Genomic DNA, 12,304 nt, shown 5'->3' with positions numbered 1-12,304 from the left:
GGTTACTAATGCGCAGCCCGCAAAACCGTTGGGTGCGGGTAAATCCCGGCCTGCTTATCGCGGGCGCTCGCGCTATTGTTGCGCTCATGAATTCACTGGTCGAAACTGGCCTGGCACAAGTGCAGGCGCCTTACTCGTTGCAGCAACTCATCGAGGCGTTGTCGGCCGCGTTGCCCGCGCACTGCGTGTTGTTCCGCGAAGAGGATACCCGCCCCTACGAGTGCGATGGCCTATCCCTTTACCGCGTCCTGCCTGCGGTCGTTGCCCTGCCCGAAACCGAAGAGCAGGTGCGCGCCGTCATGCGCATCTGCAAGCGCCTGAACACGCCCATCGTCGCGCGCGGCGCGGGCACGGGGCTGTCGGGCGGCGCCATGCCGCACAGCCAGGGCGTGCTGCTCGGCCTGTCCAAGTTCAACCGCATCAAGCATATCGACCTGGCCAGCGCCACGGCCATCGTCGAACCAGGCGTGCGCAACCTGGCGATTTCCGAGGCCGCGTCGCCCTATGGGCTGTATTACGCGCCGGATCCGTCTAGCCAGATCGCCTGCTCCATCGGCGGCAACGTGGCGGAAAACTCCGGCGGCGTGCATTGCCTGAAGTACGGGCTGACGGTGCACAACGTGCTGCGCGTGCGCGTGGTCACGATCGACGGCGACGTGGTCGAACTGGGTTCCGAGGCGCCGGATGCGCCCGGACTGGATTTGCTGTCCGTCTTCATCGGTTCCGAGGGCATGCTGGGCGTGGTCACGGAAGTGACCGTCAAGCTGATCCCGAAGCCGGCGTGCGCGCAGGTCGTCATGGCCAGCTTTTCCAGCGTCGAGGCGGCCGGCAATGCGGTCACGCAGGTCATCGCCGCGGGCATGATCCCGGCCGGCCTGGAGATGATGGACCGCCGCGCCACGCACATGGTGGAGCCCTTCGTGCGCGCGGGCTACGACATGGACGCACAAGCCATATTGCTGTGCGAATCGGACGGCACGCCGGAAGAAGTGGCGCACGAGATCGCACGCATGGAGGCGGTGTTCCGCGAGGCCGGCGCCACGCGCTGCCAGGTCTCCACGTCCGAGGCCGAGCGCCTGAAGTTCTGGGCGGGGCGCAAGAATGCGTTCCCGGCCGCCGGGCGCGTATCGCCCGATTATTACTGCATGGACGGCACGATACCGCGCCGTCATCTGGCGCGCGTGCTGGGCGCCATCGAGCAAATGGAAGACGAGTTCGGCCTGCGTTGCGCCAACGTCTTCCACGCGGGCGACGGCAACCTGCACCCGCTGATCCTGTTCGATTCGAATAAGCCGGACGAGGTGGAGCGCGCCGAGAAATTCGGCGCGGCCATTCTTGAGCTGTGCGTGCAAGTGGGAGGGACCGTGACCGGAGAGCACGGTGTGGGAATGGAGAAAATAAATCAAATGTGCGTGCAATTCTCTCGCGAAGAACTCGACGCGTTCCTGGCGGTAAAGCGGGCCTTCGATCCGCCTTGCCTGCTCAATCCTGAAAAGGTCATTCCCACGCTGGCCCGCTGCGCCGAATACGGCAAGATGCATGTCCATGCGGGAGAGTTGCGCTTCCCCGATCTCGCCCGTTTCTAGGACCTGTCCCTTATGGATTTTGTCCTGTCGGAATTGTGCGACCAGGTCATGACGGCGCGTGCCGGCCACAAGCCCTTGTTCGTGATGGGCGGCGGCAGCAAGGGTTTCTATGGCAACTACCGGCCGGTAAGGCCGCAGGACGGCCATTGCCTGCTGGACATGACGCCTTATCGCGGCATCGTCAGCTACCACCCGTCGGAGCTGGTGGCGACGGTGCGCGCCGGCACCCCGCTGGCGGAGCTTGAAGCCGCGCTCGCCGAAAACGGCCAGATGCTGGCGTTCGAGCCGCCGCATTTCGCGGCCTCCGCCACGGTGGGCGGATGCGTGGCCGCGGGCCTGTCGGGCCCGCGCCGAATGAGCGCCGGCGCCTTGAAGGATTTTGTCCTGGGCGCGCGGCTGCTGGATTCCGAAGGGCGCATCCTGTCCTTCGGCGGAGAGGTCATGAAGAACGTGGCGGGGTACGACGTGTCCCGTTTGCTGGCGGGTTCGCACGGCATCTTCGGCGCCATTCTTGAGGTGTCGCTCAAAGTCGTGCCCCGGCCGATGGACGAGCTGACGCTCACCATGCCGGCCACGCAAGCGCAGGCGCTGACCAGCTTCGCCTTGTGGCGGGGCAAGCCCCTGCCCATCTCCGCCACCAGCTGGACGGGCGCCGATGAACGCGGCGAAGGCATGACGAGCGTGCGCCTGTCGGGCGCGCCGCCCGCGCTTGCCAGCGCCCGCCGGGTGATCGGCGGCGATCCGCTCGCGCCCGAAGCGGCCGAGGCGTGGTGGCGGTCGCTGCGCGAGCAGACCCATGCATTCTTTGCGCCGGACCAGCCCCTGTGGCGGCTTGCATTGCCGCCCACGGCGCCCGGGCTCGGGTTGGGGCCGACCTTGCTGGAATGGGGCGGAGGGCAGCGCTGGCTGTCCGGCCCCCGCGACGCCGCCGAACTGCGCGAGATCGCCGCAGGGCTGGGCGGGCATGCGACGCTCTTTCGCGCCGCGCACACGACGCCTCCGGCCGATGGGGTTTTTCATCCGCTGACGCCCGGCGTCGGCTCGATCACGCGCCGGCTCAAGCAGGAGCTCGATCCGGCCGGCCTGTTCAATCCTGGCCGCCTGGTCCTGGAGCTATAGCGCATCATGCAAACCAACCTGGCATCCTGGGCACGCGATACCGATCTGGGCAAAGAGGCCGACGCCATCCTGCGCCGCTGCGTGCACTGCGGCTTTTGCACGGCCACCTGTCCGACCTATCAGGTCCTGGGCGATGAACTCGACAGCCCGCGGGGGCGCATCTACCTGATCAAGCAGGTGCTGGAAGGCAAGGAGCCCACGCAGTCCACGCAACAGCACCTGGATCGCTGCCTGACCTGCCGCAATTGCGAAACCACATGCCCGTCCGGCGTGGAGTACGGGCATCTGGTGGATATCGGCCGCAAGATCGTGGACGAGCGCGTGCAGCGCTCCTGGGCGGACAAGACCAAGCGCACCCTGTTGCGGCGGGCGATGCTGTCGCCGCTGTTCGCGCCCGCCATGCGGCTGGGGCAGAGCATGCGCGGAATGCTGCCGGAATCGCTCAGGCGCAAGGTCCCCGAACGCCGCGACGCGGGCGTGCTGCCGCAAGTCGGCGGCCATGCGCGCCAGGTTCTGATGCTGGCCGGCTGCGTGCAGCCGGCCATGATGCCTACGATCGACGCCGCCACGATCCGCGTGCTGGATGCCGTCGGCATCGGCGCGCGCATCGCGCCGGGCGCCGGTTGCTGCGGAGCCGTCAGCTTCCACCTGGATGCGCAGGACGAGGCCGTGGCGCAGATGCGCGCCAACGTCGATGCCTGGTGGCCGCTGGTGCAGGACGGGAAGGTCGAGGCCATCGTCATGAACGCATCGGGCTGCGGCGCCATGGTCAAGGAGTACGCGCACCACCTGCGGCATGATCCCGCCTATGCCCAAAAGGCGGCGGACATCGTGGCGCTGGTCAAGGACGTCGCCGAAATCGTGGCGCCGCATGCCGACCGGCTGCGCGCGCGCTTGCCCGCGGGCACGCGGGCCGCGTTCCATCCGCCCTGCACCCTGCAGCATTGGCAGGGGCTGCGGCCCTTGTCGGAGCAACTGCTGGCGGACCTGGGCTTTGAATTGCAGCCGTTCGCCGACAAGCATCTGTGCTGCGGATCGGCGGGCGCGTATTCGGTGCTGAATCCGGAGATCGCGCTGGAGCTTCGAGACCGCAAGCTTGGCGCCATCGCCGCGGGTAGTCCCGATGTGATCCTGTCGGCCAACATCGGCTGCATCGGCCACCTGCAAAGCGGCACCGATACGCCGGTGCGGCATTGGGTCGAGGTGGTGGACGAGCAGTTGCGGCAGCCCCCGCCGGGCTAGCGCGGCGGCATTTTTGCCGCCGGGCCGCCCCAAGGCAAAAAAGCCCCCCTGGGGGGGCAGCAAGCCCACGTAGTGGGCGCGGCGTGGGGGCTTCTACTCCACTGCTTTGACCATGTCTTCCAGGACCTTCTTGGCGTCGCCGAAGACCATCATCGTGCGGTCCATGTAGAACAGTTCGTTGTCCAGGCCGGCGTAGCCCGAGGCCATGGAGCGCTTGTTCACAATCACGGTGCGCGCCTTGTAGGCTTCCAGGATGGGCATGCCGGCAATCGGCGACTTCGGGTCGTTCTTGGCGGCGGGGTTGACCACGTCGTTTGCGCCCAGCACCAGCACCACGTCGGTCTGGCCGAACTCGCTGTTGATGTCTTCCATTTCGAAGACCTGGTCGTAGGGCACTTCGGCCTCGGCCAGCAGCACGTTCATGTGGCCCGGCATGCGGCCAGCGACCGGGTGGATCGCGTACTTGACCGTCACGCCGCGCGCGTGGAGTTTTTCGGCCAGTTCCTTCAATGCATGCTGCGCGCGCGCCACCGCCAGGCCGTAGCCCGGCACGATGGTCACGCTTTCGGCATTGGTCATCAGGAAGGCCGCATCGTCGGGGCTGCCCGACTTGACGCTGCGCTGCTGCCCGTCGCCGGCCGCCGCGCCGCCTCCGGCCTGTCCGCCAAAGCCGCCCAGGATCACGTTGAAGAACGACCGGTTCATCGCCTTGCACATGATGTAGGACAGGATGGCGCCCGACGAACCCACCAGCGAACCGGCGATGATCAGCATCGGGTTGTTCAGCGAAAAGCCGATGCCCGCCGCCGCCCAGCCCGAATAGCTGTTCAGCATCGACACCACGACCGGCATGTCCGCGCCGCCGATCGGGATGATGATCAGCACGCCCAGCACGAAGGCGATGGCGGTCATGATGATGAAGGGCGTCCATTCCTGCGTGAGCATGAACCAGATGCCGCAGGCGAGCATCAGCAGCGCCAGCGCCAGGTTCAGCATGTGCTGGCCGGGGAACACGACGGGCGCGCCCTGGAACAGCCGGAACTTGTACTTGCCCGACAGCTTGCCGAAGGCGATGACGGAGCCCGAGAACGTGATGGCGCCCACGAAGGTGCCGATGAACAGCTCGAAGCGGTTGCCGGTGGGGATGGCCATGCCCGCCGGCACGATGCCGAAGGCATGCGGTTCGGCCACGACGGCCACCGCGATGGCGACGGCAGCCAGGCCGATCATGCTGTGCATGAAGGCGACCAGCTCGGGCATCTTCGTCATTTCGACGCGCTTGGCCATCAGCGTGCCGACGGAACCGCCCACCAGCAGGCCCAACAGCACCCAGCCCAGTCCGATCGTGGCCGTGCCGCTGCGCGCCAGGGCCACGATGAGCGCGGCCGTGGTCAGCACGGCGATCGCCATGCCGGCCATGCCGAAGGCATTGCCCAGGCGCGAGGTGGTGGGGTGGGACAATCCCTTGAGCGCCTGGATGAAGCAGACCGAGGCGACCAGATACAGCAGGGTGACGAGGTTCAGCGAGATCATTTCGCCTCCTCCTTGCCCGGCTTCCTGTCCTTTTTCTTGAACATCTCAAGCATGCGCCGCGTCACGAGGAAACCGCCAAACACGTTCACGGCGGCCAGCGCCACGGCGAACACGCCCATGCCGCGGGCGAGTCCGCCTTCGGTCAGCGCGGCCGCCAGCATCGCGCCCACGATGATGATGGCGGAAATGGCGTTGGTCACGGCCATCAGCGGCGTGTGCAGCGCGGGGGTGACGTTCCACACCACGTGATAGCCGACATAGATGGCCAGCACGAAGATGATGAGGTTCATCAGGGTGGGGTTGATCGCTTCCATGTTCAGGTCCTCCGCGTCACGTTGCCGCCTTCGCACACCAGGCAGGCCGCCACGATTTCATCGTCGCGCTGGATCGCCAGCGCGCCGTCCGCATTGATGATGAGCTTCAGGAAATCCAGGATGTTGCGCGCGTAGAGCGCCGAGGCATCGGTGGCGACCAGGCCGGGCAGGTTGGTGAGCCCGATGATCGTCACGTCGTGCTTATCAACGATCTTGCCTTTCTCGGACAGCGGGCAGTTGCCGCCGCGTTCGACCGCAAGGTCCACCAGCACGGAGCCCGGCTTCATGGCCGCGACCGTTTCCGCCGAAACCAGCGTGGGGGCGGGCCGCCCGGGGATCAGCGCGGTCGCGATGACGATGTCGGCCTGCTTGCAGCGTTCGGACACCAGCGCCGCCTGTCGGGCCATCCAGGCGGGCGGCATGGGCCGGGCGTAGCCGCCCGTGCCTTGCGCGATTTCGCGTTCTTCGTCGGTCTCGAAGGGAACGTCGATGAACTTGGCCCCCAGCGATTCGACCTGTTCGCGGGCGGCGGGGCGCACGTCCGAGGCCTCGACCACCGCGCCCAGCCGCTTGGCCGTGGCGATGGCCTGCAGGCCGGCCACGCCGGTGCCGAGCACGACGGCGCGCGCGGCCTTGAGGGTGCCGGCGGCGGTCATCATCATGGGGATGAGCCGGCCATAGTGATGGGCGGCCAGCAGCACGGCCTTGTAGCCGGCCAGGTTGGCCTGCGACGACAGCACGTCCAGGCTTTGGGCGCGGGTGATGCGGGGGGCGGCCTCCAGCGCGAATCCGACCAGTCCTGCGCCGGCCATCTGCGCAAGGCCCTCGGCGTCGAACGGATCGAGCATGCCGACCACGACGGCGCCCGCCTTCATGTGCGGCAATTCCGCGGTGTCGGGCGCGCGAACCTTCATGACCAGTTCGGCGCCCAGGGCATCCTGGGCGGAACCGAGCGTGGCGCCCGCTGCTTCATAGGCGTCGTCGAGATAGCGGGCCGCGCTGCCTGCCCCGCGTTCCACGACGACCGTGTGTTTGCCGCCTACATACTTCTTGACGGTCTCTGGTGTTGCTGCGACACGGGTTTCCCCGTCTCGGGTTTCTTTTGGTATCCCGATGTGCATCGACGCCTCTCCTCAGAAGGTTCGCCGTAGTTATACACGGAATGTCTGCCCCAGGCTGCACTCGCTTCGCCCGCGTGCCGCCCCGGGTGCGGCGGCCAGGCAAAAAAAGCCCCATGGCGAACCATGGGGCTCGGGTTTCGCAACCCACTTGCTCCGGCCAGACTTACCACGTCGCTGGCCGGCACCAGCACGCAAACGTCCGGCGTCAGGCCGTTTGCGCGCGAGTCCAGAGGATCAGCGCGGCGGTAAGGTCGCGCAGATCGGCCTTCAGGCGGCCATAGTTTTCGGTGGGACGCAGTGTGGCTTCGTCCATGTAGAGCTTGCGGTTGATCTCGATCTGCAGGCTGTGGCGGCCCTCTTCGGGGCGGCCGAAGGCGCGCACCAGCTCCACGCCCTTGTAGGGATCGTTCACGGTGACATCGTAGCCGCGCTCGCGCAGCCAGGCCGCGATGAATTCGCGGAAGGCCGGATCGCTGGTGCTGCCGTCGCGGTCGCCCAGCACGAAGTCGGGGTGGACCAGGCCGGGGCGATCGGTGGCGAAGGCGCCGGCGACGCTGGGCATGGAGTGGCAGTTGATGTGCCAGACCTTACCGAACTTCTGGTGGGCGTTGTCCAGCACCTCGCCCAGCGCCGCGTGATAGGGCTTCCAGCAGGCGTTGATGCGATGGCGGACTTCTTCGACCGTGAGCTTGCGGTTGTACAGCGGCGTGCCGTCATCGAGCATGCGCCAGATCAGGCCCTTGCCCAGCCTGACCTTCGGCGAGGCATTGATGGCGTCGGGCCACGCTGCATCCAGCAGCAGTTCGTCGATCTCGTCGGGCGCGCGGTTGGCGTCGATGTAGGCGCGCGGAAACGCGGCGGCGATCATCGGCACGCCCATTTCAATGGCGTCGCCCCACAGGTCGTCAACCCAGGTGTCCTCGGCAGTGCGCAATGCGCCAAAGTCCACCGCGGCCGCGAAATCGGGGGGGTAGGCGGTGCCGCTGTGCGGAGAGTCCAGCACAAGCGGAGCCGAGGATTCCGAATTCGGATATTGCTGCGGAAGGTCGAGCCGGTAAGACAGGGGTTGGGTAATTCGCATATAGGGGTATTGCGTTCGTGAATCGGAGGTCCTCGCGCGCCGACGGCGCGCGAGGACCGAAGACCGCTTAGTCGATCTTCACGTTGGCTTCTTTGGCGATGCGCTTGTTCTTGGCGATTTCAGCCGAGATCTGCGCGCCGAATTCGGCCGAGGTGTTGGCGGCCGGCGCGGCGCCCAGGGCTTCCAGGCGCGCCTTGACGTCGGCTTCGGCGCTGACCTTCTGAACGGCGGCGTTGAGCTTGGCCAGGACGGGGGCGGGCAGCTTGGCCGGGGCGACCAGGCCGAACCAGGATGCGTCGTTCACGGCGGGCAGGCCGGCTTCGGCGAACGTGGGCACGTCGGGCAGCGAGGCCACGCGCTTGGGCGCGGCGACGGCCATGGCGATCAGGCGGCCGGACTGCACGTGCGGCAAGGTGGAGGGCAGGTTGTCATACATGACGTCGACCTGGCCGGCCAGCGCGTCGTTCAGCGCCGGGCCCACGCCACGGTAGGGCACGTGCATCAGGTCGGTGCCCGAAGCCATCTTGAACAGTTCGCCCATCATGTGCGAGACCGAACCGTTGCCGGCCGACGCATACGTCAGCTTGCCCGGCTGGCTCTTGGCCAGCGTGATGAACTCGGCGATATTCTTGGCCTGGACCTTCGGGTTGATGGTCATGATGTTGGGCACGGCGGCCAGGTTCGAGACGGGCGTGAAGTCCTTCTCGCCATCGAACGGCAGGTTCGGGTAGATGGCCGGGTTGATGCCGTGCGTGCTGACGGTGGCGATGCCCAGGACGTAGCCGTCCGGCGCGCTGCTGGCGACGAATGCGCTGCCGATCGAGCCGCCCGCGCCGCCCCGGTTTTCCACCACGACGGTCTGGCCCAGTTCCTTGCTCAGCTTGTCCGCGAACAGGCGGCCGACGATGTCGGTGGTGCCGCCGGGCGGGAAGGGAACGATCAGGCGGATGGGCTTGGTCGGATACGCGTCTTCAGCGTGCGCGATACCCGAGGTCAGCGGCATGGCCAGGGTCGCGGCGGCGACACACAGGCCCAGTACTACGTTACGGCGTTGCATGGATTCCCCTAATAGATTGGAAAGCGGATGCGCAAAGGCAGACGCAAACGCAACGATTCTTTCCTGGCGGCCCGGTTTGCGCAAACGAAAGTTTCTCCGTAAGCTATGACTTTTTTTCATACCTCTTTTTGGCCGATGCCGATCGGACGTTACTTTTGTGTAACGTTTTCCGCCGCGCCGAGCCAGGATAAAGCCCCTCTGGGGCAGGGAGCCCCACGGCGAGCGTGGGGGCTACAGATGCGGCGTTTCTGTCCCTCTTTAACGGATCTTCAGGCGTTCGAAGTTGCTGCGCGGCACAGCAGTTTCACCCGCGCCGCCCAGGAATTGTGCGTGACGCAGGGGGCGGTTAGTAAACAGGTGAAACATTTGGAGGAGTTCGTCGGCGTCGAACTATTCCTGCGGATCAGGCAAGGCCTGGTCCTGACCGAAGCCGGCCGCAGCTACCTGACCAAGATCCAGGCGGGCCTGGGGCAGATCGAGGCCGCCACCGTCGAACTGATCGCGCACCAGGGGCAGGGCGGCACGCTGAACCTGACCTGCATGCCGACCTTCGGCGCTCGCTGGCTGATCCCGCGCCTGACCGCCTTCATGCGCCTGCGCCCCGACATCCATGTGGAGTTCCTGCCGCACCGCCAGGGCTATGACTTTTCCACGCCCGAGCTGGACGCCGCCGTGCGATTTGGCGAGGGCCTCTGGCCCGGTAGCGGCGCGGACTATATCGTCGGCCGCGAGATCCTGCCCGTATGCAGCCCCAGGCTGATCCCGGAAGGCTGCGCGTCGCCCGAGGACCTGCTGGCCTATCCGCTGCTGCACCACACCTCCGCGCTGGACGGCTGGCGCGACTGGTTCGAGCAGGCCGGCTGCGATACCCGGCGCAGCCTGGAGGGGGCGCGCTTTGACCAGTACGCGCTGCTTTCGCAGGCCGCGGCGGCGGGCTTCGGCGTGGCGCTGATACCCCGTTGCCTGATCGAGGATGAGCTGCGCGACGGCAAGCTGGCCGTCGCCATCAGGCTGCCCATCCGCGCCCGCATGGGCTACTACCTGTGCTATCCCGAGCAGAAGGCCAACCTCCCTACGTTGCAGGCGTTCCGCGCCTGGCTGATGGAAGTGTCGCGGGCCGCCGAGCCCCGGCCGCGGGAAGCCGCCCTGTCCGATCTAAAATAGTCCCATCATGAGTGAAACATCCACCAAGAAAGGCCGCGTTGTCGTCGGCATGTCCGGCGGGGTCGATTCTTCGGTCACCGCCTGGCTGCTCAAGCAGCAAGGCTACGAGGTCGTCGGCCTGTTCATGAAGAACTGGGAAGACGACGACGATTCCGAATACTGCTCCACCCGCCAGGACCTGCTGGACGCGGCCAGCGTGGCCGACCTGGTCGGCGTGGAGTTCGAGTTCGTCAACTTCGCCGCCGAATACAAGGACCGCGTGTTCGCGGAGTTCCTGCGCGAGTACTCCGCCGGCCGCACGCCCAATCCTGACGTGCTGTGCAACGCCGAGATCAAGTTCAAGGCGTTCCTCGACCACGCCATGGCGCTGGGCGCCGAGCACATTGCCACGGGCCACTATGCGCGCGTGCGCGAGGTCCCGGCCGAGGGTGGCGGCACGCAGTTCCAGCTCCTCAAGGCGCTGGACGCCTCCAAGGACCAGAGCTACTTCCTGCATCGCCTGAACCAGGCGCAACTGTCGCGCACCCTGTTTCCGCTGGGCGAGATCCACAAGACGGAGGTCCGGCGCATTGCGCACGAGATCGGCCTGCACAACGCCGCCAAGAAGGATTCCACGGGGATCTGCTTCATCGGCGAGCGGCCGTTCCGCGAATTCCTGAACCGCTACCTGCCGACCGAGCCCGGCCCGATCATGACCCCCGAGGGGCAGATGGTCGGCCGTCACGAGGGCCTGTCGTTCTACACGCTGGGCCAGCGCAAGGGGCTGGGCGTGGGCGGCGTGAAGGGCCGGCAGCGCGAAGACGGCACGGCCGAGGCCTGGTACGTGGCGCGCAAGGACCTGGAGCGCAATGTGCTCTACGTGGTGCAGGGGCATGACCATCCCTGGCTGCTGTCGGCCAGCCTGCAGGCGCAGGACGCGAGCTGGGTCGTCGGCCATCCGCCGCCCGCGGGCGGCTACGGCGCCAAGACGCGCTATCGCCAGGCCGATGCCGCATGCCGGCTGGACCGCGCCGCGGACGGCGTTTTCGCGCTGGATTTCACCGAGCCGCAATGGGCGGTCACGCCCGGGCAGTCGGCGGTGCTATACGATGGCGAGGTTTGCCTGGGCGGCGGCATCATCGTGTAGGCAATGCCGTGCTGCCCGCAATCAAGGCCCCCCGGTGCAACACCCGAGGGGCCTTGTTCATGACAACTAAAAAGAGGAGACCGTTGTGGATGTAACGATGTTGATTTGCCTGCTGGTGCTGGGCGCCGTGGTGGGATTTGCTGCAGGGCTGCTGGGCATCGGGGGCGGGATGCTGCTGGTGCCGTTCCTGACGATGCTGTTTGCCTGGCAGGGCATGCCGCCCGAACTGGTGGTGCACGCCGCGATCGCGACATCGATGACGTCGATTCTCTTTACCTCCGTTTCCAGCATCCGGGCTCACCAGCAGCGCGGCACGATCAAATGGGGCATCGTGGCGGCCATGGCGCCGGGCATCATCGTCGGCGGCCTGGTGTCGGGCGGCGCGGTCTTCGCCGCCCTCAGCACCTTGTGGCTGTCGCTGTTCTTTGCGCTGTTCGTGGGCTATTCCGGCTGGAGCATGCTGCGCAACAAGAAGCCCAAGCCTTCCCGCCAGATGCCGGGCATCGCGGGCACCAGCGCGGCGGGGGCCGGCATCGGCTTCCTGTCGGGGCTGGTCGGCGCGGGCGGCGGCTTCCTGTCCGTGCCCTTCATGGTCTGGTGCAACGTGGCGCTGCTCAACGCGGTGTCGACCTCGGCCGCGCTGGGCTTTCCCATTGCGCTGGCCAACAGCGTGGGCTATGTGGTGTCGGGCCTGAACGAGAGCGTGTCGCGTCCCGGCATGCTGGGCTACATCTATTGGCCGGCTCTGATCGCGCTGGTGTGCACCAGCGTGCTGACGGCCCCGCTGGGCGCGCGCGTGGCGCATCGCATGCCGATGCAGACCTTGAAGCGGGTGTTTGCGTGCCTGTTGTTTGCCCTGGCCGCGTACATGCTGTTCAAGGCCTGGCAGACCTTTTCGGCTTGATCGGGAGAGGGAATCCGGCCGCGGAGCGCGGCCGGCGCAGGCGCCCAGGCAAGCCGG

At 66.7% G+C, this 12,304-nt stretch carries 11 protein-coding genes; 6 read left to right on the top strand and 5 right to left on the bottom strand.

Annotated elements, in window-relative coordinates; all coding sequences use genetic code 11:
- Nucleotides 1-86 precede the first annotated feature (86 nt).
- Genes ACFWP0_RS09495 through glcF form a run of 3 tightly spaced genes read left to right on the top strand, consistent with a single transcriptional unit; the run spans nucleotide 87 to nucleotide 3,947 of the window.
- Entirely contained in the window at nucleotides 87-1,586 is a 1,500-nt protein-coding gene (locus ACFWP0_RS09495) for an FAD-linked oxidase C-terminal domain-containing protein (RefSeq protein ID WP_377841494.1), read from the top strand.
- 12 nt (nucleotides 1,587-1,598) lie between these two features.
- The gene (gene glcE / locus ACFWP0_RS09490; protein WP_377841492.1) at nucleotides 1,599-2,705 is read left to right on the top strand and encodes a glycolate oxidase subunit GlcE; all 1,107 of its coding nucleotides are present in this window, start codon (nucleotides 1,599-1,601) and stop codon (nucleotides 2,703-2,705) included.
- Nucleotides 2,706-2,711: 6 nt separating this feature from the next.
- On the top strand, nucleotides 2,712-3,947 hold the full coding sequence (glcF, locus tag ACFWP0_RS09485) for a glycolate oxidase subunit GlcF (protein WP_377841490.1): 1,236 nt from the start codon (nucleotides 2,712-2,714) through the stop codon (nucleotides 3,945-3,947).
- 93 nt (nucleotides 3,948-4,040) lie between these two features.
- On the opposite strand, the gene ACFWP0_RS09480 is transcribed toward glcF, so the two are convergent.
- The 5 genes from ACFWP0_RS09480 to ACFWP0_RS09460 all read right to left on the bottom strand — a co-directional run bounded on the left by ACFWP0_RS09480 (nucleotide 4,041) and on the right by ACFWP0_RS09460 (nucleotide 9,053).
- The gene (locus ACFWP0_RS09480) at nucleotides 4,041-5,480 is read right to left on the bottom strand and encodes an NAD(P)(+) transhydrogenase (Re/Si-specific) subunit beta (protein ID WP_377841488.1); all 1,440 of its coding nucleotides are present in this window, start codon (nucleotides 5,478-5,480) and stop codon (nucleotides 4,041-4,043) included.
- Complete coding sequence (locus ACFWP0_RS09475) at nucleotides 5,477-5,794, bottom strand: NAD(P) transhydrogenase subunit alpha (protein WP_006224972.1); 318 nt, start codon at nucleotides 5,792-5,794, stop codon at nucleotides 5,477-5,479. The genes ACFWP0_RS09480 and ACFWP0_RS09475 overlap by 4 nt, the downstream gene beginning before the upstream one ends.
- 2 nt (nucleotides 5,795-5,796) lie before the next feature.
- Nucleotides 5,797-6,915, bottom strand: coding sequence for a Re/Si-specific NAD(P)(+) transhydrogenase subunit alpha (locus tag ACFWP0_RS09470; RefSeq protein WP_377841487.1), 1,119 nt, complete (start codon nucleotides 6,913-6,915; stop codon nucleotides 5,797-5,799).
- 205 nt (nucleotides 6,916-7,120) lie between these two features.
- Nucleotides 7,121-7,996 (bottom strand): N-formylglutamate amidohydrolase, encoded by an 876-nt coding sequence (locus tag ACFWP0_RS09465; RefSeq protein WP_377841485.1) that lies wholly within the window; start codon nucleotides 7,994-7,996, stop codon nucleotides 7,121-7,123.
- A 67-nt stretch (nucleotides 7,997-8,063) separates the two neighbouring features.
- Nucleotides 8,064-9,053, bottom strand: a complete 990-nt coding sequence (locus tag ACFWP0_RS09460) for a Bug family tripartite tricarboxylate transporter substrate binding protein (protein WP_377841484.1) — start codon at nucleotides 9,051-9,053, stop codon at nucleotides 8,064-8,066.
- 237 nt (nucleotides 9,054-9,290) lie between these two features.
- On the opposite strand from ACFWP0_RS09460, the gene gcvA reads away from it, so the two are divergent.
- The 3 genes from gcvA to ACFWP0_RS09445 all read left to right on the top strand — a co-directional run bounded on the left by gcvA (nucleotide 9,291) and on the right by ACFWP0_RS09445 (nucleotide 12,247).
- A complete protein-coding gene (gene gcvA, locus ACFWP0_RS09455) occupies nucleotides 9,291-10,217 on the top strand; it encodes a transcriptional regulator GcvA (RefSeq protein ID WP_377841482.1) in 927 nt (308 codons plus the stop codon).
- A 7-nt stretch (nucleotides 10,218-10,224) separates the two neighbouring features.
- On the top strand, nucleotides 10,225-11,343 hold the full coding sequence (gene mnmA / locus ACFWP0_RS09450; RefSeq protein WP_377841481.1) for a tRNA 2-thiouridine(34) synthase MnmA: 1,119 nt from the start codon (nucleotides 10,225-10,227) through the stop codon (nucleotides 11,341-11,343).
- Between the two features lie 85 nt (nucleotides 11,344-11,428).
- Nucleotides 11,429-12,247, top strand: a complete 819-nt coding sequence (locus ACFWP0_RS09445) for a sulfite exporter TauE/SafE family protein (protein ID WP_377841479.1) — start codon at nucleotides 11,429-11,431, stop codon at nucleotides 12,245-12,247.
- The last annotated feature ends 57 nt before the right edge of the window (nucleotides 12,248-12,304 follow it).

The organism is Achromobacter sp. NPDC058515, assembly GCF_042721735.1.
In the GTDB taxonomy this organism is placed as follows: Bacteria; Pseudomonadota; Gammaproteobacteria; order Burkholderiales; family Burkholderiaceae_B; genus Achromobacter.
This window is presented reverse-complemented; position numbering and strand designations above follow the sequence as displayed.

Bases quoted from the DNA above. Each gene is read 5' to 3' on its own strand.
- ACFWP0_RS09495 (WP_377841494.1), top strand. From the start codon at position 87: ATGAATTCACTGGTCGAAACTGGCCTGGCACAAGTGCAGGCGCCTTAC.
- glcE (WP_377841492.1), top strand. From the start codon at position 1,599: ATGGATTTTGTCCTGTCGGAATTGTGCGACCAGGTCATGACGGCGCGT.
- glcF (WP_377841490.1), top strand. From the start codon at position 2,712: ATGCAAACCAACCTGGCATCCTGGGCACGCGATACCGATCTGGGCAAA.
- ACFWP0_RS09480 (WP_377841488.1), bottom strand. From the start codon at position 5,480: ATGATCTCGCTGAACCTCGTCACCCTGCTGTATCTGGTCGCCTCGGTC.
- ACFWP0_RS09475 (WP_006224972.1), bottom strand. From the start codon at position 5,794: ATGGAAGCGATCAACCCCACCCTGATGAACCTCATCATCTTCGTGCTG.
- ACFWP0_RS09470 (WP_377841487.1), bottom strand. From the start codon at position 6,915: ATGCACATCGGGATACCAAAAGAAACCCGAGACGGGGAAACCCGTGTC.
- ACFWP0_RS09465 (WP_377841485.1), bottom strand. From the start codon at position 7,996: ATGCGAATTACCCAACCCCTGTCTTACCGGCTCGACCTTCCGCAGCAA.
- ACFWP0_RS09460 (WP_377841484.1), bottom strand. From the start codon at position 9,053: ATGCAACGCCGTAACGTAGTACTGGGCCTGTGTGTCGCCGCCGCGACC.
- gcvA (WP_377841482.1), top strand. From the start codon at position 9,291: ATGCGGCGTTTCTGTCCCTCTTTAACGGATCTTCAGGCGTTCGAAGTT.
- mnmA (WP_377841481.1), top strand. From the start codon at position 10,225: ATGAGTGAAACATCCACCAAGAAAGGCCGCGTTGTCGTCGGCATGTCC.